Origin of the sequence: Frankia alni ACN14a, assembly GCF_000058485.1 — a bacterium.
Taxonomy (GTDB): domain Bacteria; phylum Actinomycetota; class Actinomycetes; order Frankiales; family Frankiaceae; genus Frankia; species Frankia alni.
This window is the reverse complement of the sequence record NC_008278.1, coordinates 1,018,764-1,042,278: the sequence shown is the minus strand read 5'-3', so window position 1 is coordinate 1,042,278 and position 23,515 is coordinate 1,018,764. Positions and strand designations below refer to the sequence as shown.

At 73.0% G+C, this 23,515-nt stretch carries 18 protein-coding genes; 3 read left to right on the top strand and 15 right to left on the bottom strand.

The window, feature by feature from the left end; all coding sequences use genetic code 11:
* Nucleotides 1–186: 186 nt before the first annotated feature.
* The 9 genes from FRAAL_RS04185 to FRAAL_RS04150 all read right to left on the bottom strand — a co-directional run bounded on the left by FRAAL_RS04185 (nt 187) and on the right by FRAAL_RS04150 (nt 11,333).
* The gene (locus FRAAL_RS04185) at nt 187–1,050 is read right to left on the bottom strand and encodes an SAM hydrolase/SAM-dependent halogenase family protein (protein WP_041938826.1); all 864 of its coding nucleotides are present in this window, start codon (nt 1,048–1,050) and stop codon (nt 187–189) included.
* 227 nt (nt 1,051–1,277) lie between these two features.
* Complete coding sequence (locus tag FRAAL_RS31315; protein WP_003948845.1) at nt 1,278–1,376, bottom strand: 30S ribosomal protein bS22; 99 nt, start codon at nt 1,374–1,376, stop codon at nt 1,278–1,280.
* Nucleotides 1,377–1,457: 81 nt separating this feature from the next.
* The gene (gene proC / locus FRAAL_RS04180; RefSeq protein ID WP_041938825.1) at nt 1,458–2,255 is read right to left on the bottom strand and encodes a pyrroline-5-carboxylate reductase; all 798 of its coding nucleotides are present in this window, start codon (nt 2,253–2,255) and stop codon (nt 1,458–1,460) included.
* Nucleotides 2,256–2,350: 95 nt separating this feature from the next.
* Entirely contained in the window at nt 2,351–5,152 is a 2,802-nt protein-coding gene (locus tag FRAAL_RS04175) for an acyltransferase (protein WP_011602201.1), read from the bottom strand.
* 767 nt (nt 5,153–5,919) lie between these two features.
* Nucleotides 5,920–6,690 carry a class I SAM-dependent methyltransferase gene (locus FRAAL_RS04170; RefSeq protein WP_041938824.1) on the bottom strand — a complete coding sequence of 257 codons (771 nt, stop codon included), beginning with the start codon at nt 6,688–6,690 and terminating at the stop codon, nt 5,920–5,922.
* A gap of 31 nt (nt 6,691–6,721) precedes the next feature.
* On the bottom strand, nt 6,722–7,663 hold the full coding sequence (locus tag FRAAL_RS04165; RefSeq protein WP_011602198.1) for a sugar phosphate isomerase/epimerase family protein: 942 nt from the start codon (nt 7,661–7,663) through the stop codon (nt 6,722–6,724).
* A 291-nt stretch (nt 7,664–7,954) separates the two neighbouring features.
* Nucleotides 7,955–9,214: a Ppx/GppA phosphatase family protein gene (locus FRAAL_RS04160; RefSeq protein ID WP_231861501.1), complete on the bottom strand. Its 1,260-nt coding sequence runs from the start codon at nt 9,212–9,214 to the stop codon at nt 7,955–7,957.
* Nucleotides 9,215–9,261: 47 nt separating this feature from the next.
* On the bottom strand, nt 9,262–9,942 hold the full coding sequence (locus tag FRAAL_RS04155) for a response regulator (RefSeq protein ID WP_011602196.1): 681 nt from the start codon (nt 9,940–9,942) through the stop codon (nt 9,262–9,264).
* A complete protein-coding gene (locus FRAAL_RS04150) occupies nt 9,939–11,333 on the bottom strand; it encodes a sensor histidine kinase (RefSeq protein WP_011602195.1) in 1,395 nt (464 codons plus the stop codon). Before FRAAL_RS04150 ends, FRAAL_RS04155 begins: the two co-directional genes overlap by 4 nt.
* Nucleotides 11,334–11,716: 383 nt before the next feature.
* Here FRAAL_RS04150 and phoU point away from each other — a divergent pair, with 383 nt between their 5' ends.
* The gene (phoU, locus tag FRAAL_RS04145; RefSeq protein WP_011602194.1) at nt 11,717–12,364 is read left to right on the top strand and encodes a phosphate signaling complex protein PhoU; all 648 of its coding nucleotides are present in this window, start codon (nt 11,717–11,719) and stop codon (nt 12,362–12,364) included.
* Nucleotides 12,365–12,455: 91 nt separating this feature from the next.
* Here the strand turns inward: phoU and FRAAL_RS04140 are convergent, their stop codons facing one another.
* On the bottom strand, nt 12,456–13,190 hold the full coding sequence (locus FRAAL_RS04140) for a phosphoglyceromutase (protein WP_011602193.1): 735 nt from the start codon (nt 13,188–13,190) through the stop codon (nt 12,456–12,458).
* A gap of 652 nt (nt 13,191–13,842) precedes the next feature.
* On the opposite strand from FRAAL_RS04140, the gene ygfZ reads away from it, so the two are divergent.
* Nucleotides 13,843–15,000 carry a CAF17-like 4Fe-4S cluster assembly/insertion protein YgfZ gene (gene ygfZ / locus FRAAL_RS04135; RefSeq protein ID WP_041938823.1) on the top strand — a complete coding sequence of 386 codons (1,158 nt, stop codon included), beginning with the start codon at nt 13,843–13,845 and terminating at the stop codon, nt 14,998–15,000.
* A gap of 22 nt (nt 15,001–15,022) precedes the next feature.
* On the opposite strand, the gene FRAAL_RS04130 is transcribed toward ygfZ, so the two are convergent.
* From FRAAL_RS04130 to FRAAL_RS04110, 5 genes are all read right to left on the bottom strand, one after another.
* Entirely contained in the window at nt 15,023–16,372 is a 1,350-nt protein-coding gene (locus tag FRAAL_RS04130) for an NsdA family TPR-like regulatory protein (protein ID WP_041938822.1), read from the bottom strand.
* An 818-nt stretch (nt 16,373–17,190) separates the two neighbouring features.
* Nucleotides 17,191–18,465: an ABC transporter ATP-binding protein gene (locus tag FRAAL_RS33940; protein ID WP_011602190.1), complete on the bottom strand. Its 1,275-nt coding sequence runs from the start codon at nt 18,463–18,465 to the stop codon at nt 17,191–17,193.
* Entirely contained in the window at nt 18,462–19,820 is a 1,359-nt protein-coding gene (locus tag FRAAL_RS04120; protein WP_011602189.1) for an extracellular solute-binding protein, read from the bottom strand. Before FRAAL_RS04120 ends, FRAAL_RS33940 begins: the two co-directional genes overlap by 4 nt.
* Before the next feature lie 12 nt (nt 19,821–19,832).
* Nucleotides 19,833–20,804 carry a carbohydrate ABC transporter permease gene (locus tag FRAAL_RS04115; protein ID WP_011602188.1) on the bottom strand — a complete coding sequence of 324 codons (972 nt, stop codon included), beginning with the start codon at nt 20,802–20,804 and terminating at the stop codon, nt 19,833–19,835.
* Entirely contained in the window at nt 20,801–21,703 is a 903-nt protein-coding gene (locus tag FRAAL_RS04110) for a carbohydrate ABC transporter permease (RefSeq protein WP_041938821.1), read from the bottom strand. The genes FRAAL_RS04115 and FRAAL_RS04110 overlap by 4 nt, the downstream gene beginning before the upstream one ends.
* A 470-nt stretch (nt 21,704–22,173) precedes the next feature.
* Between FRAAL_RS04110 and FRAAL_RS04105 the strand changes: the two genes are divergently transcribed.
* Nucleotides 22,174–23,388 (top strand): DUF349 domain-containing protein, encoded by a 1,215-nt coding sequence (locus FRAAL_RS04105; RefSeq protein WP_173402674.1) that lies wholly within the window; start codon nt 22,174–22,176, stop codon nt 23,386–23,388.
* Nucleotides 23,389–23,515 lie beyond the last annotated feature (127 nt).

The window sequence follows — 23,515 nt, the reverse complement described above, 5'->3', positions numbered from 1 at the left end:
TCCCTCCGGCGCCGGGGCCGCACGGGCCCGCCGGATTGACCCGTCGGCCACCTTCGATCGCCGGTGGCCGTACCCGGTCGGGGACGATGCACGCGACCCCGCCGCGGTCATCGTACGCCCATACTTCCTACCCTCACTGCGCAGCGTGAGATTATTCGGCGTGTCGACTACAGCATGTGAACATCGTCAGGCGGGGAGCGGCAGATCCTGGACGATGCGGAACGCCGAGGGGTCCCGGGGAAGCTGCGCGATCACGACCGCGTCCTGGCGGCGCAGCCGCAGTGCGTCCGACGCCCGGCCGCAGTTCACCGCGATCATCACGCGGCGCAGGGCGTCCTCGCACACGGTGACTCCGCCCCGCGGCACCTCGCCGTAGGTCTGCGTGAAGGTCAGCCGCATGAGCCGGTTGCCGGCCCGGACCTCGACCCGATCGCCGAGCAGGATGCCGGCGGCCTCCAGGTCGATGCGGGTCACGTTCAGCGAGAGGTTGCCGAAGTGGTCGATGGAGACGACCTCACCGTGGACGTGATCGTCGTCGACGCTGCACGCGCGCGGCCGGAACCGGGTGAGCGAGGCGGCGTCGAGCCGCGGACCGACGTCCGTCAGTTCCAGGCCGGCCGCGAGCCGCGCCGCGACCGGCGCGTAGACGTCCCGGCCGCGGAACACCGCGGTGGGCAGCGGCAGCCACAGCTCCCGGTTGGCGATCTCGTGGACGTCCGCGATCCCCCCGAGGGCCTCCCAGGCCAGGGAGGCCACGCCGTTGTCCGGGCACACGAACACCGAGCCGTCGGTGGTGCGGACCGCGACCCCGCGGGTGTAGCCGTCGGCGTCGAGGCGCTCGACGACGACGAGGTGGATCCCGGCCGGCAGGTAGCCGACCGCCCCGGCGAGTGTGATCGCCGCATGCCCCACGTCCTGGGGCGCGATCGAGTGGCAGACGTCGAGAACGCGCGCGGACGGGGCGTGCCGCGCGATGACCCCGTGGCACACCCCGACGCAGGCGTCGTCGACGCCGTAGTCGGACAGAAAGTTGATCCACGATCCCGTCATGCCGTCCCCCTGCCCGCGGACCGGCCGCGCTGCCGCCCCCGCGGAGCAAGCCTGCCACAGAGTCATGGCTTAAGCACGCAGAGCGACGCGGCGAGGCTCCTGTCAGCACGGGAGACCTACGCCAGGCAGTGATGAAACGTCGAAAGACGTCGATGACGGGGAACGTGGGCCCAGCCGACCATCCGCCGGCCGCCGGCTTGTCCCCCCGCCGGCCGTGGGCCGGGAACCTACTTCTTGTTGCGACGCTGAACGCGCGTGCGCTTCAGCAGCTTGCGGTGCTTCTTCTTGGCCATCCGCTTGCGACGCTTCTTGATGACTGAGCCCACGTACCCGACCGATCTGTTGAGGAAGTTACCGGGCGAGCCTACCCGCCGCGGGGACCAACCACGTCGCGCCCGGTGTCCCGACTACGAACGGCCCAGTTCCCGGGAGCGGTCGGCGGCGGCCTCCAACGCGTCCATCAGCGCCGCGCGCACCCCCCGCCGATCCATCTCCCGCAGCGCCGCGACGGTCGTTCCCGCGGGTGAGGTGACCGCCTCCCGCAGCAGCGCGGGATGCTCGCCGCTCTCGCGCAGCATCCGGGCCGACCCCAGCGCCGTCTGGGTGACGAGTTCCGTGGCCAGCGGCCGCGGCAGGCCGAGCAGCACGCCCGCCTCCACCATCGCGTCGACCAGGTAGAAGAAGTACGCGGGCCCGCTGCCGGACAGCGCCGTGACCGCGTCGAGCTGGGACTCCGCGACCTGGGTGACCCGCCCGACCGGCTCGAGCAGCGCCTGCGCGGCGGCAAGATGCTCCGGCGCGGCGTGGCGGCCGCCGCAGATCGCCGACATCGCCTCCCCGACGAGCAGCGGCGTGTTCGTCATGACCCTGATGACCGGGGGCGACGACGGCAGCCGCTGCTCGATCGCCGCCGTGGTGACCCCGGCCGCGAGCGACACGACCAGTGTGCCGGCCGGGACCACCGGCGCGATCTCGGTCAGCAACGCGGCGACGTCCTGCGGCTTGACCACGATGAGCAGCACGTCGGCCTTGGCCGCCGCGGCCGTCGGCGGGTGCACCTCGACGCCGTGGCGGGCCGCGATCTCGGCGGCCCGGCCCGCGTCCCGCTCGGCCACGACGACGTCCCCGGGCGCGTGCCCGGAGCCCAACAGGCCGGACAGCACCGCCCCGCCCAGCCGCCCCGCCCCCATGACCGCAACGATCATGACCGTCCTTCCCTTCCGTCCGCTTCGACCTGGAGGGTACGGCCCGATCGGGCGAGGCCAGGTACGCGGGTCACCCCGGATCCGGGATGCCCGGATCAGCGGCCCCTGCGGGGCACGCCCCCGTCGCCGGACCACCGGTCGTACCCGCCGTGGCGCCCGCCCTCATCGCCCCGAAGACGACCGTCGGTCGTGCCGCGCCCGGGATCGGGACCCGCGGCAGACGGCCAGCCGCCGCCCACCCCGCGGTCGTGGCCGGCGCCGTCGGCGTAGCCGCGTCGGTCCGGATCATGCCCGGGGTGAGCGAGCGGGTCACGCGGCGGGTGGGAGTCGTACCCCTGCACCCGGGGCCGCTCGTCCGCGTCGAGCCCCGGCCCCGGCCCGTACCCGGATCCCGGCCCGAAGTGCGGCTCCTCGAGATAGGCATGGTCCACGTAGGCGGGCCCGACCGGCGGCGGGGTCGGGCCGGTGAGCGGGTCACCACCCAGACCGTGGTAACCGCCTGCGCCGCGGTAGTCCGCCGAAACGCCATACCCCGCCGCCGAGGCGTCGGAGACCCCGGGAGCGCCACGACCTCCCGAAGCGCCATGACCTCCCGAAGCGCCGTAGCCTCCCGAAGCGCCGTAGCCTCCGCCAGGAGCGCCGTGATCGGCCGAAGGGCCGTAGCCCGCCGCAGCGCCATAGTCGGGCGAAGAGCCGTAGCCTCCGGCGGCGCCGTAGCCTCCGGGAGCGCCGTAGCCGGCCGTTGAGCCGTAGCCTGCCGGAACGCCGTAGCCGGCCGGAACGTCGTAGCCGACCGACGGGCCGTAGTCGGCCGGAACGCCGTAGCCGTCGGGATCCTCGTGCTCCCCGACGCTGCTGTAACCGCGCTGACCAACGGTGCGCGGTGGCCAGGTCCGGTCGGCCGTCGTGGCCGCGTAGCCGGCACGGGGGCGCGCGTACCCCTCGTCGATCCAGACGTCGGCATCGTCGCCGGCGTCCGGCTCCGCGAAGCCCGGCAGTCCTCCCCCGCGCGGATCGGGAACCGGGCGGCCGCCCGGTTCCCGGTCGTGGAAGCCGGGCGGTTGCTGCTCGCCCCAGCCTCGGCCGCCACGATCCTGGACGGCACGTTCCTGGGCGCCAGGATCCTGGGCGGCGTCGTGCCATCGCGGGTCGGGACGGGTACCGGGTTCGGGGCCCGCGGCACGCCCGACCGGCTGCGGGTATCGCCGGTCGGGCGCGCTCGGTTCGCCGCGGTCCGGGCGGCCGCTGCCGTATCCCGCGTCGACGTACCCGGAGTCGGCGAGCGGGGCGTCAAGGAGGTCGGGGTCGGCATACCGGGCATCGCCGCGCCTGTTGCCACCGGTGCGATGGCCGGCGGCGGCCCGGCCGGCGTTGCCCGGGAGTACCAGCCGGGCGGTGTCCTCGTCGCGGCCGGTGTCCTCGGACCGCCAGTCCTTTTCGATCCAGCCATCCCCCTCGAGCGGACCAGCCCCCTCGAGCGGACCAGCCCCCTGGAGTCGGCCGGTCTCCTCAGGCCGGCCGGTGGCCTGGGACCGTCCGGTCGGCTCGGGCGCGGGGCGGCCGGCGGAGCTCTTCGTCGTCGCCGGTCCGCGCGGGGTGTCCGCCCACGTGGGGCGGGCCCGCTGCGCGGGTTTCTCGACGAACCGGTTCGAGAAGTAGGCGATGAACGTGCTGGCGGCGGCGGCGCACACCACCGAGGGCCACAGCCCGATCCGGGGTACGAGCTGACCGTTGGCCGCCGAGATGACCGGGTAGTGCCACAGGTAGATACTGAAGGTGATCTTGCCGAGGAAGGCCATCCGCGGGCTGCCGAGCAGGCGGACCCAGGCGGTGTCCCGGCGCAGGTCCGCGCTGAGGATGACGATCGCACCCAGCAGGGCGCTCGGGATGTACGCCGCATGATCGAGCCAGTTGGCCTCGTGGGTGTCCTTGTTCGGCCCGAGGAAGGCGAAGAGGATCAGCCCGATCCCGGCCAGGAGGCCGAGATCGGCGATGCGCCGCCCCACCGTCCAGCGCTCGACGGCGGCCGAGGTGACCGGCGTGACCCTGCTCCCCGGCTGCGGGGAGTGCCGGCGGCGGCGTCCGCCCGTGGGCGGGTCGGCGACCGGCTCCTCCTCGGCCAGGGCACGCAGCCGGGCGTCGCGCCAGACGGCGAGCAGGCAGCCGATCAGCAGCGGAGCGACGTGGGTGTCGAGCGCCAGGTACACCCGCGAGTGCGGCGCGCCGCCGCTGGCGACGGTGTACGTCCAGACCGCGCACACCACGATCATCGCGAGAAGAATTTTGATCAGGTGCGGCCGTAGCCGCGCGGACCGGGAGACGAGCAGGAACAGCCCCGGCCACAGCAGGTAGAACTGCTCCTCCAGCGACAGTGACCAGACGTGGGCCAGCCAGCGACCGCCGGCCGCCGGGTGCACCACCTTGTACCAGTTGTTGACGTTGAAGAACGCAGACAGCGCGCTGCCGATGTAGTCGTCCCGGAAGGGGACGTCGTTCCATTTGAACGCCACCGTGACGGCGAGCCCGACGAGCAGGTAGACCCACATCGCGGGCATGAGCCGGTAGGCACGCCGGACCAGGAATCGGCCCAGGGAGATCGTCCCGGTCCGACTGCGCTCGGCCAGCAGCAGCGCGGTGATGAGAAATCCGCTGAGCACGAAGAAGACGTCGACCGCCACGTTGCTGGCGTGGATGGCGCCCATGTGGCCGGCAAGGATGATGTAGATGCAGACGACCCGCAGCCCGTCGAGGGCCGGGTTGTAGGCAAACTTCGCCGCGGCGTCCGCGGACGAGGCTCCGGCCTGCCGGGCCGGCGCCGAGGAACGCGGCGGAGGCTGGGCGCCGCGCCGTGGGCCGGTGCCGTCGTCCGCCCCGCCACGCTCGCGTCCGGCCCGCACCTCCCGCGCCCCCGGGCTGGATGCGCGCGGACTGGACGGGCGCGGATCGGACGAGCGCGGATCCCCCGTTCGGGGGTTCCCCCTACGTTCATCCCCCGAATACGGGTCCCTCGTGCGCCGGTCCGCCGTATACAGATCCCCGGTGCGCCGATCCCCGGAGCGCCGGTCTCCCGTACGCCGATCTACGGTGGGCCGCCGATCTCCCGCGCGCTGATCGCCCGTGCGCCGGTCCCCGGAGCGCCGGTCCCCGGAGTGCCGATCCCCTGTGCGCAGGTCTCCGGAACGCAGGTCTCCGGAGCGGGGGTACATCGCCCCGGTCTCCGTCTGCCAGGAGGTCATCGGGCCGGTCGCCGCCGCCCAGGAGTCCGCCGCTCCAGCCTGTTCCGGACCACGCCGCATGATGACCGTCGCCTCCTCTACCGGAACGCCGGCGGTCGGCGTCCGACTCAGGGGTGACCTGTGGCGCCGGGACGGGCCGGACGCGGCGCTGCCAGCCACGCACGGGTCCGCCCATCAGGGTCAGATCAGCATGCGGTACCCACAACACTGCGCTTCGCCAACAAAGTTGGACACCACCCCCGCGAACGCCGCAAGACTAACGGACCAGTAAATCTGGGGCGAGTCGGGTACTCAGTCCCGAAAACGACAGGAGAGCCTCCTGTACCCACAGTATCCGATACATTACATATAGGACATAGAGGGCGGCAGGGCGTCACCAACCGGTCCGGAAATGCGCACCGAGCCGCCCGCGGACGGCCGCGCGCGGCTCAGCCCTCCGGCGTCCGCGCAATCACCAGCAGGGTGCGAAAGGGCTCGACGACGACACCGTCGGGAAAGGCCCGAAGCATGGTCCGACGCTCGGCGTCGAGAAAGTCCTCGAGGCGATCACCGATTGCCGCGACGTACGACTTCGAGCGCAGCCACGTGAGGTAGTCGTCCATTCCGATGCGCCGCTGCCAGCGCCCGGTCAGGGTGACGACCTCGCTGAAGTGGCCGGTCCAGCGCAGCTCGTCGGCGAACGGGCGGGTGCGGTATTCGCGCCGGTAGCCGGGGCTCATCCGTTCCAGCCGTTCCTGCTGACGCTGCCACCAGCGGAACTCCGCCGCGTCGACATCGTTCCACCAGACGGCGATCGCGCCGCCCGGGCGCAGCACCCGCGCGGCCTGCGCCGCGGCGACCGGCACGTCCACCCAGTGCCAGGCCTGCGCGTAGCAGACCAGGTCGGCGATCCCCGCCCGCAGCGGCAACGCCTCCCCGTCACCCCGGACGGCGGGCACACCCGGGCTGCGGTCAAGCAGCCGGGCGAGCATGCTCGGGCCGGGTTCCACCGCGACGACGCGCGCGCCGCGGGCGAGCAACAGCCGGGTGGCGATGCCGGTGCCGGCACCCACGTCGATGACGTCCGTCCCCGCCAGCGGACGGCCCAGAACTCTTTCGATATCGCCGAACACATGCTCGGGATAGCTCGGCCGGGCGGCGGCGTAGGCGTCCGCCAGCGGGTCGAACAACGAGCCGGTCGGGGTCCGTCCTCGGGACATGCCACCATGGTGGCGACCAACCGCCCGCGTGTCAGCCGTAGGTGTGGTGAAGTCCTGCTGTGGACGGCGCGGCAAAGTGCAGCCGGGTGAACGCGAGCGCCTCGGCCAGGTCGGCCTCCCGCTGCGCCCGCGACTCGGCGCGTCGCGTGTTGATCTCGACGACGATCGTCCCGTCGAAACTGCCGCCGGCCAGCAGTTCGAGCAGTTCGGCGCAGGGCTGCGTGCCGCGGCCGGGGACGAGGTGCTCGTCCTTGGCCGATCCGAGGCCGTCGGCCATGTGCACGTGGACCAGCCGCTCCCCGAGGATGCCGGCCAGCGCGATCGGGTCCGAGCGCGACACGCTCGTGTGCGACAGGTCAAGGGTGACGTGGGCGTAGTCGTCCTCGACCGGCGACCAGTCCGGCGCGTACGCGGACACCTCCCGGCCGCGGGCACGCAGCGGAAACATGTTCTCCACCGCGAACCGCACGGCGGTCTCCCCGGCCATCCGCTCGATGCCCGTCACGAACTCCCGGGCGTAGTCCCGCTGCCAGCGGAACGGCGGGTGGACGACGACCGTCGGGGCGCCGAGCGTCTCGGCGACGGTGCGCGCCCGTACCAGCTTCGCCCACGGGTCGGTGCCCCAGACCCGCTGGGTGAGCAGCAGGCACGGTGCGTGGATCGCCAGGATGGGGATGCCGTGGTAGTCGACCAGTCGGCGCAGCGCCTCCGGGTCCTGACTGACCGGGTCCGTCCAGACCATGATCTCGACCCCGTCGTAGCCCAGCCGCGCCGCCATCTCGAAGGCGGACGCCGTGGACTCCGGATAGGTCGACGCGGTGGACAGCGCCACCCGCGCGCTCGGCGGAGCGGGGGCGGGGGCGGGGGCGCCGCGGGGCAGGACGACCGCGGACCGGGGGGCCCGGGCAACCGCGCGCGCGGGCGCGTGCGCCGCGGGGGCGGCCCGCTCCGGCGGAACCTGGGCGGCTGCCATCGCGGCCGGCGGCACCGGCCACGCATCCTCACGCGACGCCTGCAAACCATCTCCCTGCCGTACGGATCGGGAACCGGCCTGCTCGACCGTTCCCCTCATCCAGGCTAGGCCATCTTCGCGAAGCCGCTCGCTTCCATGCCCGGCTGACGAGGGTACGTACCCCCATATCGCACGTGACAACGGCAACATCCCGTCATCGTGACGCTACCGCGTCCCGCCCGCAACAGGACAAGTACCCCTATGCCCCGCGCCCACCGGCCCCGCGGCGCCGCCCCCTTCCGCAGGTCCGCCTCAGGCCGAGGTGAGCCAGTCGAGGCGGCGCAGGATGACGCCTTCCCGCAGCGCCCAGGGGCAGATCTCCACCTCGTCGATGCTGAACAGGTCGAGCGCCTCGGCCGCGACGACGGCGCCGGCGACGAGCTGTCCCGCCCGCGACGCGGAGACGCCCGGCAACCCGGCCCGCTCCTCGACCGGCATCCGGGACAGCCTCGCCAGGACCTCGGCGAGATCGTCGCGGCGCAGCACCCGGCGGGTGTACGGCCCGCGGCTGTAGGGCTCGGCGCCGGCGATGCGCGCCAGCGAACGGAACGTCTTCGACGTCGCCACCGCCCGGGTGTGCTCGCCGAGGTGGTAGATCGTGCCGACGACGGGCGCGATCTGGGCGCGCACATAGCGCCGCAGCTCGGCGAGCTCGGCCCGCTTGGGTGGGTCGTTGTCGGCCAGCCAGTCCCGGCTGAGCCGGCTCGCGCCCAGCGGCAGCGAGGCGACCACCTCCGGGTCCTCGTGCATGCCGGCGCCGATCTCCAGGGAGCCGCCGCCGATGTCCAGGGCCAGCAGCCGCCCGGCGCTCCAGCCGAACCAGCGCCGCACGGCGAGGAAGGTGAGCCTGGCCTCCTCCTCGCCCGGCAGGACCCCGATCGCGATCCCGGTCGCCCCCTTGACCCGGTCCAGCACCTGCTCGCCGTTGGTCGCGTCGCGCAGCGCCGAGGTCGCGAAGGCGGCCAGATCGTGCACCCCCAGGGCGTCCGCCTGCTGGCGCATGTCCAGCACGCAGGCGGTCAGGTCCTGCTCGCCGGCGGGCCCGAGCGACCCGTCGGCGTCGAGCAGCTCGACCAGCCGCAGCGGAGCCCGCACGCTGGCCGCCGGCTGCGGCTGACCGCCGCGATGGGCGTCGACGACCAGCAGATGGACGGTGTTCGAGCCGATGTCGATCACGCCGAGCCGCATCGGACCGGGATGGGACCCGGCCGGCAGTGGGCTCACGTCGACCGCGGGCCGCGCGGGCACCGACCCGGACGGGCCACCGACCACCGCCACGGTCGCATCGACCACACTGACCGACCCGGCCGACCCCACCGACCCGGCCGACCCCACCGACCCGGTCGGCCCGACCGCGCCGACCGGCCCGACCTCGGCGGCGTCCAGGGCCTCGACGGCCTGCCGGCCATCGGGCGCCTGGCGGTCTCCCGCGGCGTCCCCGCCCTGCGCTCCAGGCTCGGCGCGAGAGGTCGCACGGCCGGCCCCGAGCGGGAACCACCCTGTCGGACGCACGCCACCGAGCACCTGAACACCGCCCCCTCCGACCGCGACCTACCTGATCACGGCTCGAACTTGTAACCCAGGCCCCGCACGGTCACCAGATGCCGCGGATTCCCGGGTTCGCGCTCAATCTTCGTCCGCAGCCTCTTGACATGTACGTCCAGGGTCTTCGTGTCACCCACGTAGTCCGAGCCCCACACCCGGTCGATCAACTGACCCCGCGTGAGTACCCGCCCGGCGTTGCGTAGGAACATCTCGAGGAGTTCGAACTCCTTGAGCGGGAGGGTGACCATGCTGCCGTCGACCGTGACGACGTGCCGTTCGACGTCCATCCGGACCGGCCCGGCCTCCAGGGTGGCCTCCGCGACCTCCTCCGTCTCCGACCGGCGGCGCAGCACGGCCCGGATCCGGGCGACGAGCTCGCGGGCCGAGAACGGCTTGGTGACGTAGTCGTCCGCGCCGAGTTCCAGGCCGAGCACCTTGTCGATCTCGCTGTCCCGCGCGGTCAACATGATGATCGGCACGCTGGACCTGGTCCGCAGCGTGCGGCACACCTCGGTGCCGGACAGGCCGGGCAGCATGAGGTCGAGCAGGACGAGATCGGCGCCGCGCCGGTCGAACTCGGCCAGCGCACTGGGGCCGTCGGCGACGACCCCGACCTCGAAGCCCTCCCGTTCCAGCATGAAGGACAACGCATCGGAGAAGGACTCCTCGTCCTCGACCACGAGCAGCCGGGTCACCTGTTCGCTCCCCCTGTCACATCGGACGGACCGGCCGACCCGGACCGCTTCCTGGCCCCGCCGGGGCGGCGCGCCGCCCCGGCGGCCTTGCTTCCGCCACCGCCGCCGGCACCACCAGTACCGCCACCGCCACCGCCACCACCGGCACCGGCACCGGCACCGGCACCGGCACCGGCACCGGCACCGGCACCGGCGATGATGTCGGGATGGTCACCCGGCGCGCCCTCCACGTCAGGGACCTCGGAGCCGGCCGCCGCCGCAGTGAGGCGGTCGGTGAGGGTGAACGACTGCGTCGGACCGGTGAACAGCGGCAGCCGCAGGGTGAACGTGGACCCCGCGCCCTCCGCGCTCCACACGGTCACCGACCCACCGTGATTGGTGGCGATGTGCTTGACGATCGCGAGGCCCAGCCCCGTCCCGCCCGTCGCCCGCGAGCGGGCCGGATCCGCGCGGTAGAAGCGTTCGAAGACCCGCTCGAGGTCCTTCTCCGCGATCCCGATGCCCTCGTCGGCGACCGAGATCTCCACGGTCATCCCGCTGCGGCGCACGCCGAGCACCACCCGGGTGCCGTGCGGCGAGTAGCTGATCGCGTTGTCCAGAAGGTTCGCGACCGCGGTGACGAGCTGGCCCTCGTCGCCGAGCACCTGCAGCTGGCCGTCGCCGATCACCGCGATGGAGATGGCCTGCGCCTGGGCGACGAGCCGGGTGCGGTCCACCGCCTCGGCGAGCAGCGCCGCCGTCGGCAGCGGCCGCAGATCGGGCAACGGTTCGGCGCCCTGCAGCCGGGACAGGTCGATGATCTCCTGCACCAACCGGGCGAGCCGGGCCGACTCGTGCGTCATCCGGGAGGCGAACCGACGCACGGCCACCGGGTCCTCGCTCGCCGCGGCGACCGCCTCGGCGAGGACGTGCAGCGCTCCGACCGGCGTCTTGAGCTCGTGGCTGACGTTGGCGACGAAGTCCCGCCGCACCGCCTCGACCCGGCGCGACTCCGTGATGTCATCCAGGATGACGGCGACATGACCGGACGAGTCCAGCAGGCGGGCCCGAGCGCGGACGGCCACGCCCTCCTGGTCGGGCCGGGGCCGGGTCAGCGGCGGCTCGGGCACCGGGGGCAGGTCGATCTGGCGCTCCCGGGCACTGCCCGCCCCCCGGGTCGCCCGCACCAGCTCGGCCAGCTCCACCACCGCGAGCTCGTCGGAGTCGACCACGCCCATCCGCCTGGCGACCGTGTTGACCAGGACGACCCGGTCGCTGGTGTCCAGGACGATCAGGCCGATCGGCAGACCGGAGATGACCCGTCGGACCAGCTTCGCGGGCAGCATCGTTCCGCCTTCCGTGCCCCCGTCGGGGCCGGTTGGCGGGGCGCTGCTGCCGGGTACCACCGTCATCGTCCATCCATCGTGTCGGGCCGCCCGGTAGGCGGGGGCGGCTCGGTGTGGTGTGCACCGGTTGTCACGGCATCCGCCGACCTGTCACCCACTCGCCGCATGCTAGGTGCCTGCGCGCCGCCCGGGCATCGCTCCGCAAGCCTCCACCGCCGATGGTCGCCAGTTGTTCATCGGACCTATCGTCGATGTTCACCGGACCGCGAGAGGTGCGCATCATCGTCGAGGTTCGGCGCGACACAGCGCCGTCATCGCGATCGCGGCGATTCGTCCCATAGTTCGGTTCGTTCGGTCCACGCCCCATCCGACAACCGCCCCCTCCCGACAGCCGCCCCCACCACCCCACAGCCGCCCCTCGGCCCACTAGCGAACAGGAGGAGCCGTCCGTGCGGGACGCCTTCACCGATGAACTCGAAAGCATCAACCAGTCCCTGATCGAGATGACCAACCTGGTCGCCTCGGCCATGGCCCGGGCGACGACCGCCCTCCTCGACGCCGACCTCCAGCTCGCCGAGAACGTCATCAGCGGGGACGAGACCGTCGACCTGCTGCGCAACGAGATCGAGGAGCGGGCGTTCGACGTCATGGCGCGCCAGGCGCCGGTCGCCACCGACCTGCGGATGATGGTCACCACCCTGCGGATGGTCGCCGACCTGGAGCGGATGGGCGACCTGGCGCTGCACGTGGCGAAGGTGGCGCGCCGCCGGTACCCCGGCCGGGCGGTCCCGCCGGAGCTGCGCGGGACCCTGCTGGAGATGGGTCAGGTCGCGCAGCGGATCGTCGCGAAGGCCGGTTCGGTGATCGCCAGCCGGGACACCGAGCTCGCCAAGCAGCTCGAGTCGGACGACGACGCGATGGACGGGCTGCACCGCACCCTGTTCCGGGTGCTGATCGAGAAGCCCTGGCCGCACGGCATGGAGGCCGCGATCGACATCACCCTCTGCGGCCGCTACTACGAGCGGTACGCCGACCACGCCGTTTCCGTGGCCCGCCGGGTGATCTACCTGGTCACCGGGGACATCGCCTCGTCCTGACCGGCGCCCGGTCCGGCGACTCCCCCGGGACGACGCGCCAGGCCCGCGCGGGTACCGCGGGCCTGGAGGCTGATCGTCGTTACCTTTTCCGTTACTTCTTCCCCTGGGCGGCGACGGCGGCCGCAGCACTCGCGGCCGCATCCGGGTCGAGATATCCCGAGCTCAGCACGCCCAGGTCGTCGTCGAGCTCGTACCGCAGCGGGATGCCGGTCGGGATGTTGAGCCCGGCGATGTCGGTGTCGCTGATGTGGTCGAGGTGCTTGACCAGGGCTCGCAGCGAGTTGCCGTGCGCGGCCACCAGGACCGTGCGGCCGGCCCGCAGGTCCGGCACGATCGCGTCGTACCAGTAGGGCAGCATGCGGGCGACGACGTCGGCGAGGCACTCGGTGCGCGGGATGAGGTCGGGGGCGAGATCGGCGTAGCGCTCGTCCACCCCGCTGACCTGCTCCGGACCGATCTCCGGCGGCGGCGTGTCGTAGGAGCGCCGCCAGAGCTGGAACTGCTCCTCGCCGAACTTCTCCAGCGTCTCGGCCTTGTTCAGACCCTGCAGGCCGCCGTAGTGCCGTTCGTTCAGCCGCCAGCTCCGGCGGACCGGTACCCAGGTCCGCCCGGCGGCGTCCAGCGCCAGCCAGGCGGTGCGGATCGCCCTGGTCAGCAGGGACGTGTGCACCACGTCGGGCAGGACACCGGCCTCGGCCAGCAGCTCACCGCCGCGGGTGGCCTCCTTCAGGCCCTTCTCGGACAGGTCGACGTCCACCCAGCCGGTGAACAGGTTCTCGCGGTTCCAGTTGCTCTCACCGTGGCGGAGCAGGACGAGGGTCGTCATACCCGAGATCCTGCCTGTTCGCCCGGGCCCTCGGCCAGCATTGCCGGTTCCCACCGCCGACCCGCCGGATCGCCGCCGGTCGCAGCCGGGTTCGGCGGATGCGCCAGACCCACCGAAGGGGCCGGGCCCCAGGTCGGACGCCGCCGCCCGGGTCGAGCAGCGGGGCCGCGGCGGGCGGCGGGTCCACTGCGACAGGTCGTTGGCAGCGGGTCGGCTGCGGCGAGGTCTCCTGGGGCCAGACATGAAGCGACCCCCGGGCGCTCCGCCGCCGCTGGAAGCGGTGGCGGGCCGTCGGGACTTGTCGACGGCGCCCGGGGGTCGGGTGATCTGCCTGGTACTCGCCGGTGCCGGTGCCCGTGGGGCCACCCGGCTAGAGGTGAGGACCACGAGACCGGCTAGCGGACAGTCACCTCACGAGTCCTATGAGCATACAAAGTTTGGACCACCTCCCTTCTCGTGTACCGCAGACGCTACGCGGCCGGGCGGCCACCTCGCAACGGCTTTTTTGGACGCGTCGATGGGATGCTCGCGACACTCCGTTCGGGAACACGGCAAGCCGCCGCCGGCCGCCGTGCTTCGGCGGCGATCGCGTCGGCCCAGCCGGGCCGTGAGGGCGGCCCCGGGCCCCGAGGGGGGACCTAGACTCGACGGTATGACCTCTGGGTCCACCCCGAGCACCACAGCCACCCGATCCCCGCTGCTCGACCTGCCCGGCGCGGTGCCGGCGGCCGGCGACGACGCGACCGTCGCCGCCCACTACGGCGATCCGCTGCGCGAGCAGCGCGCGCTGCGCGACGGCGCCGCCCTCGTCGACCGGTCGCACCGCGAGGTGGTGCGCATCGGCGGCCCGGACCGGCTTTCCTGGCTGCACAGCATCACCTCCCAGCACCTGTCCGGGCTGGGCGCGCTGCGCGGCAGCGAGGCGCTGGTGCTGTCCCCGCAGGGCCACGTCGAGCACCATCTCGTCCTCGCCGACGACGGCACGGCCACCTGGGTGGACGTGGAGCCCGGCACGGCCGCCGGGCTGCTGCGTTACCTGGAGTCGATGCGCTTCCTGCTCCGGGTGGAGCCGGCGGACGTCAGCGCGCGGACGGCGGTGCTCAGCGTGGTCGGACCGGCCGCGGTGCCCACCGTCGCCGCGGCCCTCGGCGGTGCCGATCTGGACCTGCCCGAACCGCTGGCCCTCGAGCCCACCGGCGCGCCGGTCACCGGCCCCTACCCGGTGGCCCGAGCGGCGGACGGCACGCTGGTCCGCCGGATGGCATACGGCGTCGATCTGCTCGTCGACCGGGCGACGCTCGCGGCGACGGCCCAACGGCTGCTCGCTGCCGGCGCGGTGCCCGCCGGCCTGTCCGCCTTCGACGCCCTGCGGATCGCCGCCCGCCGGCCGCGGCTGGGCCGGGAGACCGACCATCGCACGATCCCGCACGAGGTGGGCTGGCTCGCCGACGCGGTGCATCTGGACAAGGGCTGCTACCGCGGCCAGGAGACGGTGGCCCGGGTGCACAACCTGGGCCGTCCGCCGCGCCGGCTCGTCCTGCTCCACCTCGACGGCACCGTGGCCGCCCCGGGTTCGGCGGTGACGGCCGACGGGCGCGAGGTCGGTTTCGTCGGCACCTCCGAGATGCACGAGGAGCTCGGCCCCATCGCCCTGGCGATCGTGAAGCGTTCGGTGCCCGCGGGCGCCGCCCTCGTCGTCACCGACCCCGACGGCGCCCCCGTCGCCGCCGCGATCGACCCGGACGACGACGACGCCAGCGCGGCGGCCGCGCCGAAGCGCCCGGCGGGCCGGCTGCTGCGCTCCCCCTGACGGTCCCGGCCCTGACCTGCGCTCAGGCGGTGCGCGAAAGGACCTGGTCGAGTTCGCGCGCCTCCGGGTCGGAGCTGTGCCGGCGCAACCGGCGCCGCAGCTCGTCGGCCCGGCGGGCGTTGCGCTTGGAGCGCGTCGCCTCCAGCATCGGCATCGCCTCCCGGGTCAGCGCGCAGCCGTGCTCGACGTTGCCCAGGTCGATCTGCAGGGCGGCCCGGCGCAGCAGGTAGGTCGCCCGGTCCCGGGCCCGCGAGGTCGGCAGCATCGTCAGGGATCTCTCCAGCCACCGGTCGGCCTGCGCGAGATGACCGAGATCGATGTAGCAACTGCCGATCTGGGCGTGGTACTCGCCGTCGTCGAAGTAGTCGGCCCAGGCCGGGTCCTCGGGCCGGGCGGCGTCCATCGCCTCCTCCGAACGGGCCAGTGCCTCCGCGCACGCGCCGGCCTCGCCGAGCGCGGCGTGGGCGCGGGCGCGCCGCATGTGCAGCATGGCGCCGACCCGGCCGCTGGCGCCCCCGATGCTGGTCACGGCGGCCTCCGCGAGATCCACCGCCTCCCGCGGACGGGCGAAGTCGACGCACTGCAGCGACATGTTCTTCAGCACGTTCGCGCCGAGCATCCGGTCACCACCGGCGTGCGCGGAGTGCAGCGCGGTGATCCAGTAGCGTTGGGCGGCGGTCTGGAAGCCGGCGTCGAAGGAGACCCAGCCGGCGAACCGGGCGAGCTCGGCCGCGACCACGTGCAGGTGACGGCCGACCTGCTCGGTGTAGGACCCGCGAACCAGCAGGTCCGCCACCACCCCGAGCTCGGCGTCGACCAGGCGGCGGACGCTCTCGCCACCGAGGCGCTCGTCCATCACCCGCAGGCCGGGGATGTTGTGTTCGATCCGGTTCACGATCTGATCGTCGACTCGTCCGCCGTTCAGCGCGGCGGACAGCCGGCTGGGCTCCAGGCCGAGCCACTGCGTCGCGAGCTCCGCGACGCCGACCCCGGTGATGGTGAGGAAACCGCGCCGGTCGGAGAGGGCGTCCTCGACGACGTCCATGATCGCCGTGATGCCGCCGGCCGGCGTCCACGGGTACTCGGTGCGCACGGCGTCACCGGTCGGCAGCCAGGCCGGCCACGGATGCGACTCCAGCCGGTCGTTCGGGACGCCGAGTTCGGCGGCGAGGGCGAGCTGGGAGACCCGGTCCGGGACGACGCCGCGGTGCTCCCAGCGCCAGACCTTCTGGCGCTCGGCCGCCATGTTCGCCACCCCGAGGTCACGGGCGCGACGGGCCACCACACGGGCCAGTCGCTGATAGGACCAACCACGCTGCGCGCGGACGAATGCGAGCGGATGTGTGCAGGCGTGCGCGTTATCCGTCAGCATCGACGATCTCCTCGAGTCGGAACTCCTGGGTCAAATCTGTGAGCGCCCACTGACGCTATGTCGCGACATCCTGGTGTCCATAGTGATGACCCCGGTGCGATGCGTGCACAGAGGTCACGGCCGGACCACTGGGGGCCTTGATTGCACGGATGTCGCCGGGGACTGCCCGGACATCCGGGCGTCATGTCCAGTTCTCCAACATTGCGGCCATGCGGCCGCGACCTGGGGCCCCATCCGGTCAATACGGGCACGGATGCCATCTTCGACGCATCCTGGTCACATGCGCCTATCCTCGTTTTACCCGACGGAATCCGAGGACCAGGACTCGGTCGGACACCATGTGCGCGATGGGCGTTTGACAGACAGCAAAGCACAGTGAGCGGCGCGCCGTCACCCATTTTGAGAAACGACGCGACCCGTGACCAGAATCCGCATCAACCGCAATACAATTAGCCGACGACGACGATTCCAGGTCGAGATGTCCTTCGTTCCCGTGGAAACGCCGTCAGGCTCTCGCAGTCCACGTCGCGGACCGCACCGCCCAGCGCGGGCACGACGGATCGTCCATGGTCACGTCCGCGTCCCGGCCTCGGTCTCGGCCGGGCAACAACCGACAGTCATCACCGCGGCGGCGAACGAGGATCGTGCCGAGGCCTGGCACGGTTCCCGGCCCGGAAACCGTGCCCACCCCTCGGCACGACGGCGGCCCTGCTGCTGCGTCGTGACCATCGGTGGAGATCGAGGTCCTTCCGGCACGCCGCGGGCTCAGGCGTCCGTGGTCACGGGAGTGATCGCAGCGCCAGTCCCGGCAGCAGCGGTCAGGGATGGTCGAGGCGGTCGCCGTCGGGCGCGAAGTAGGTGAGTGCCGACGTCGGAGCCCGGAGCACCACGAAGGCACCGGGGGTCAGGGCGAGGGCGGCGTTCACGCGGACGGCGAGCACGCCGGCGCGCGTGCGGACGTGGACGGTCCGCTCCGCCCCCAGCCGCTCGGAGACGACGACCTCGCCCGACAGTCGCAGCTGCTCGGAGCCGCCCACCCCGCGCAGGCTGCCGGGCTGCTCGGGAACGCCGACGTCCAGGCTGCCGCCGTCCAGGCCGCCCACGCCTGGGGTGCCGACGCCTGGGGTGCCGACGCCCGGGGTGCCGACGCCCGGGGTGCCGACGCCCGGGGTGCCCGCCCCCGGGCTGTCGACGTCCAGGGCGCCGAGGTCCAGGGTGAGGTGCTCGGGCCGGACGCCGAAGGCCGCCGCGCCCGCGGGCGCCGGCACGTCGAAGCCGTCGGCGCGCAGGCGGCCGTCGTGCCAGTGGCCGTCCCAGACGTTCATCGGCGGGCTGCCGACGAAGGCGGCCACGAAGCGGGTGGCGGGCCGGTCGTAGATCTCGTCGGGGGTGCCGATCTGCTGCAGGCGGCCCTCGCCGAGGACGGCGACGCGATCCCCCACGGCCATCGCCTCGGCCTGGTCATGGGTGACGAACAGCGCGGTGGTGCCCAGGCTGCGCAGCAGGCCGACGATCTCGACCCGTAGTTCGACCCGGAGCTGGGCGTCGAGGCCGGACATGGGCTCGTCGAGGAGGATGACGCGCGCTCGGGTCGCCAGGGCCCGCCCGATCGCGACCCGCTGGCGCTGGCCGCCGGACATCTGCGGGGGACGGCGGCCGGCCAGCTCGGCGATGCCGAGCATGGCGAGCGTCTCCCGGGCCCTTGCGACGGCGGCAGCCTTCGGCAGGCCGCGGCCGTGGCGCAGGGCGAGCGTCAGGTTGTCCAGCGCGGACTTGTGCGGGTAGAGCGCGAAGTGCTGGAACACCATGGAGACGTCCCGGCGGTGCGGCGGGAGGCCGAGCTGGCTGGTCCCGTCGAAGCGCACGTCGCCGGTGGTCGGCTCGTCCAGCCCGGCGCAGATCCGCAGCAGCGTCGACTTTCCCGAGCCCGACGGCCCGAGCAGCGCGACGATCTCCCCGGCCGCGACCGTGAGCGAGACCTCGTGCAGCGCGTGCACGGAGCCGAACGAGCGGCCGATCCGGTCGAATTCGATCGGCACGCCGGTGACCATCCCGAGCGGGAGATCGGGCCTGGCGGGGGCCGGGGCGCTCACCGGGTCAGCTCCACGGCCTCGGCCTGCGCCGCGGCCAACGTCTTCGCCGGGTCCTCGCCCCTGACGATGCGCAGCACCTGGTCAGACAGCGCGGTCGGCAGCTCGCCGCCGCGGGCCCCGCCCCACGCGGGCGCCTTGACCAGCGAACCGGTGAGCGCGAGGAAGGGCTTCAGCTGCGGGTAGGTGTCGTAGAACGCACCGAGCTGACTGGCGGCCTGGGTGTCCACCGGGATGTAGCTGAGCGCCTCCGTGCTCGCGACCACGACGTCCGGGGACAGCAGGGAGACGACCAGCTCGGTCGCCATCTCCCGCTGGCAGCGGTCCGTGGCCAGGACGGTCAGCGCGTTCCCGCCGGCGACGGGATGCTGGGTGCCGCCGGGCAGGGTCGGGAACGGGATGGCGCCGGCCCGGAATCCCTTCGCTCCCTGCCCGGCGATGAACTTCAGCCCGCCGGCGAGCGAGGCGACCGTGACCGCCGTCATCGCGGTCTGCTTGCGGATGCCGAAGCGCAGCAGCCCCTGCTGGGTCGGGTCGGTGGACTGCGGGCCGTAGGTGCCGACCTTCGCCAGGAACTCCGCGGCCTCCTGCGCCGCCGGGGTGGTCAGCGCCGGGCGGCCCGAGGCGTCCTGGATCGGGGTGCCCTTGGAGCTGGCCAGCGTGTTGAGGATCCACTGCCCGAACTGCTGGCCGGTCGGCAGGTCGATCGGCTGCACGTTCTGTCCGGATGCCTTGATCTTGTCCGCGGCGGCGAGCACGCCGGCGGTGGTGGTGAGGGTGGCGGGGTCGACGCCGGCCTTGGTCAGAACGTCGAGGTTGTAGACCAGGGCGAGCGAGGAGACCTGCTGCGGGATCCCGATCTGCTTGCCGCCGACGGTGCCGAGGCCGAGCAGGCGCTGGTCGTAGGAGGCGCGCAGCAGCCGCGGGGAGAGCTCCTGGGCGCCGAGCTCGCGGGCGAAGACCGGCAGCAGGTCGAAGCCGGCGACCGCGACGTCGACGGAGCGGCCTGCCGACCGGTCGGCGCTGATCTGCTGGACGAGCGCGGTGTAGTCGGGGGCGGTGGTGTTCAGGTCCACGGTGAGGCCGGGATGGGCCTTCTCCATGTACGCCTTGCCGGACTTCGCCACGTCGTTGAGGGTGCCGACCGCGGCCATCCGCAGGGTCTTCACCTTGGCGGCGCATTCCGGGGACGCCGTCGCGCCGGCCACGTTGTCGACGCCCGCGGCGGCGGAACGCGCGGTGGGACGCAGGCTTTCCGCCGGGTTCGCCGGGCCGGAGTCACCGCCTCCGCCGCACGCCGTCAACGTGAGCATGGTGACCGCCACGGTCAGGGGCAGCAAGCGGCGGATGCGGATCACGCGTTGTTCCTCTCAGGCACCGGCGCCCGTGCCGGTGATCCCGGCGGCGAGACGGCGTTGGGCGACGACGAAGACGGCCAGCGACGGCAGGCTGATGACCAGCGCCGCAGCGGCGAGCTCGGCGAAGTCGGGGATGATCGACGAGGAGTCCGTCAGCAGGCGGGCAAGGGCGAGCGGCGGGGTGGCGATGCCGGGCGACCGGGCGACCAGCAGCGGCCACAGGTACTCGTTGTAGGAGAGCAGAAAGCTGAACACGGACACCGAGGCGATCGCCGGCGCCGCGAGCGGCACGATGATCGAGCGTAGCGTCCGCCAGGTGCCCAGGCCGTCCATCCGCGCGGCGTCGAGGACCGACGCGGGAATGGTGGTCATGTACTGGCGGAGCATGAAGATCATGCCGGCGTGGGTCATGAACGGCAGCACCAGGCCGACGCGGGTGTCGGCGAAGCCCAGCGCGGAGATCGTCACGTAGTTCGGCACCGCGGTGACCTGCGCGGGCACGAGCAGCGTGGCCAGCACCACGGCGAACAGGCCGGTGCGCCCGCGAAAGCGCAGGCAGGCAAAGGCGTAGGCGGCGGGGACGGCCGTGGCGAGCTGGAGCGCGAGGATCGCGAGGCTGACCCCGACGCCGGTGAGCAGCGCGGGTCCGAGGTCGCCGGCGTGCCAGGCCTGGTCGAACGAGTGGAACTGCACCCGCGACGGGATGGGGTTGGAATCGAGCGCGAGGGCGGTCTGCGGAGGGCCGATCGCGGTTCGCAGCATCCAGACGAACGGCAGGACCGCGACCACGATGCCGACGGTGAGCAGGGCGAGGCGCGCGAGGGTCGCGGCGCCCGGCAGCCGACGACGCGGTCCCGCCGCGCGGGCCGCGCGTGTCCGCAGGGCGGCCGGGCCGCGGTGGCGGGCCGGTGGTCCGGCCGGGGCAGGCGGGCCGGCGGGGACGGATGGGCCGGCGGGGGCGCCGCTGCTGGTCCCGGCGGTCACGCGGCGGCCTCCCGCGCCCGCCGGATACGCCGCCCGAGCAGCGCTCCGCCGGCGCCGAGCGCCACGATGACGACGAGCAGCAACAGAGCGATCATCGAGGCGTATCCGATGCGGAACGATCCGGTGAAACCGACCTCGTAAATGTAGTAAATGATGGTGGTGCTCGAATCGAGGGGGCCGCCCTTGGTGAGAACGGCGACCGTCTCGAAGGTCTGCAGCGTCAGGATTGTCACGAAGACACCCAGGAAGACCGTGGTGGGCGCCAGCAGCGGCAGGGTGATGTGGCGCAGCCGGGCGAATCCGCGGATGCCGTCGACGTCGGCCGCCTCGTAGACCGAGCGCGGGATGGTGGTCAGGCCGGCCAGGTAGACGATGAACACAAAGCTGGTCAGCCGCCAGGCCCCGACGAGGGCGACCACCGGCAGGGCGGTCGAGGTGTCGCCGAGCCAGTCGACCGGCGCCACCCCGAACAGACCGACCACCGTGTTCGCGAATCCGTCGGGACTGCTGTCGAACATGTACGCGAACACCACCGCCATCGCGACGATGTTCGCGCTGACCGGCAGGAACAACGCGAAACGCACCAGGGCACGGCCGTGGGTCACCCGCTCCGCGGCCAGCGCCAGTGCCAGCCCGATCGCGACCGCGGGAATGACCGTGATGAGGCAGTACAGGAGGGTGTTGCGCACGGCCCCGCCGAGGTCGCCATCGGAGAAGGCGGTGCGGGCGTTCGCCGTGCCCACCCAGCTGAAACGCGGACCGGTCAGCGTCTTGTCGGTCCCCGCCACGAAGGCCGAGACCAGGGCGGGCCCGATGACGAACACGCCGAGCCCGACGAAGGCGGGCGCCAACAACGCGCCGACCCGCCAGCCCACCCGGCCGCCACCCACCCCGGTCATCCACCCATCCCGCTCATCCGCCCGCCGCGCATCACCCACGCACCGCGCATCATGCACGCACCGCGCATCATGCACGCAGGGCGCACCATCCACAGACGGCGCACCATCCACGGACGGCGCACCATCATCCCTGCGCGGCGCATCACCCATGCACCCCACTCGTCACGGTTACGCATCTTGGCCCCACCCGTGCCGGGATGCCTAGACCGGGGTCGGGCCACCGCAGGAACAACCGGTGCCTACCTGTGACCCTCCGGTCCGCGAGCCGCCGATCGGGGCAGCGGACGGACCGGGTCCACGGGTGCGTGGACGGACGCCACCAGCGGGCATCGGCGCCCCGCGTTCCGGATCCCGACGCGCTGCGGCGGTGCGGGCACCGATTCACGGTGTCCGGATACGTGGCGGCCGTCCCCTCCGCGGCCAACGCCTGCAAGAATGACAGGAAACGTCAGTCGATCTTCGGGAACACGATGAGTGACCGCAGCGAATCCGGCCAAGCGTCCGCCTGGGGGCGCGTCGCCGAGGACGGCACCGTCTTCGTTCGCACGGCGAGCGGTGAGCGCGCCGTCGGATCGTGGCGGGCCGGGAGCCCCAGCGAGGGCCTGGCCCACTTCGAGCGCCGCTACGACGATCTGAGTGCCGAGGTCGTGCTGTTGGAACGGCGGTTGACCCTCAGCGGGGTCGATCCGGGCGGGATCGCGGGCAGCGCCCGCCGGCTGCTCGACTCCCTCGACTCCGCCGCCGTCGTCGGTGATCTCGACGCCCTGCGTGCCCGGCTCGAGACCGTCCTCGCGGGCACCGAGGAGCGGCGCACCGTGCTCGCCGCCGAGCGGGCCGAGCGGACCGCCCGGATCGCCGCGGCCAAGGAGGAGCTGGTCGCCGAGGCCGAGCGGCTCGGCCGCAGCTCGGAATGGAAGACCGCCGGCGAACGCTTCCGCACTCTCGCCGAGGAGTTCCGGGCCGTCGGGTCCCTGGACAAGCGCACCGACTCGGCGCTGTGGCGGCGCATCACCGGCGCCCGCGAGGAGTTCACCCGCCGGCGCACCGCGCACTTCGCCGCCCTGGACACCCAGCGGGCCCGCTCGCGGGAGCGGAAGGAGGCGATCATCGCCGAGGCGGAGGCGCTGGTCGAATCCTCCGACTGGGCCGGCACGACCGCCCGCTACCGAGCTCTGCTCGCCGACTGGAAGGCGGCCGGCCGGGCGGCCAAGGACGTCGACGACGCGCTGTGGAACCGGTTCCGCGAGGTGCAGGACGTCTTCTTCAGCCGGCGCAACGCCGCGAACGCCGAGCGGGACGCGGAGCTGCGGGACAACCAGGTCCAGAAGGAGAAGCTGCTGGCCGAGGCGAGCGCGCTCGACCCGACCGACACCGAGCGCTCGCTGCGGCGCCTGCGCGAACTGCAGGACCGGTGGGACGAGATCGGCCGGGTTCCCCGCGAGACGGCCGGCACACTCGAACGCCAGATGGCGGCGATCGGCGACAGGCTGCGCGAGGCCGCGGACGCCCGATGGGCGCAGCGTTCCATCGCCGCGTCGCCCTTCGTGACCAGGCTGCGAGAATCCGTCGCCAAGCTGGAGGCCAAACTCGCCCGCGCCCAGGCTGCCGGGCGCACCAAGGAGATCGCCGAGACCGAAGCCGCGTTGGCCACCCAGCGCGCGTGGCTGGCCCAGGCCGAGAACTGACCGTCCCAAGGCCATCCGAGCCCAGGGCCATCCCGCCCTGGTCCGGACTTCCGCGTCTCGGGCGGTTACGGGGGTTACGGGGGTTACGGGGGTCGCCGCCCGCCCGCCCGCCGATCGCCCGCCAGGG